1 protein-coding gene is annotated in these 524 nt (G+C 57.1%); it reads left to right on the plus strand.

Going from position 1 to position 524, the window contains the following annotated elements; translation table 11 throughout:
- Positions 1-118: 118 nt before the first annotated feature.
- On the plus strand, positions 119-524 hold a 406-nt coding region (locus R7044_RS27865), incomplete at its 3' end, for an IS91 family transposase (RefSeq protein ID WP_001120876.1).

A 524-nucleotide genomic window follows, 5' to 3' on the forward strand; every position in this document is an offset into this window, starting at 1 on the left:
GGAGTGACGGGCACTGGCTGGCAATGTCTAGCAACGGCAGGCATTTCGGCTGAGGGTAAAAGAACTTTCCGCTAAGCGATAGACTGTATGTAAACACAGTATTGCAAGGACGCGGAACATGCCTCATGTGGCGGCCAGGACGGCCAGCCGGGATCGGGATACTGGTCGTTACCAGAGCCACCGACCCGAGCAAACCCTTCTCTATCAGATCGTTGACGAGTATTACCCGGCATTCGCTGCGCTTATGGCAGAGCAGGGAAAGGAATTGCCGGGCTATGTGCAACGGGAATTTGAAGAATTTCTCCAATGCGGGCGGCTGGAGCATGGCTTTCTACGGGTTCGCTGCGAGTCTTGCCACGCCGAGCACCTGGTCGCTTTCAGCTGTAAGCGTCGCGGTTTCTGCCCGAGCTGTGGGGCGCGGCGGATGGCCGAAAGTGCCGCCTTGCTGGTTGATGAAGTACTGCCTGAACAACCCATGCGTCAGTGGGTGTTGAGCTTCCCGTTTCAGCTGCGTTTCCTGTTTG

Source organism: Vibrio sp. 1402, from assembly GCF_033340275.1.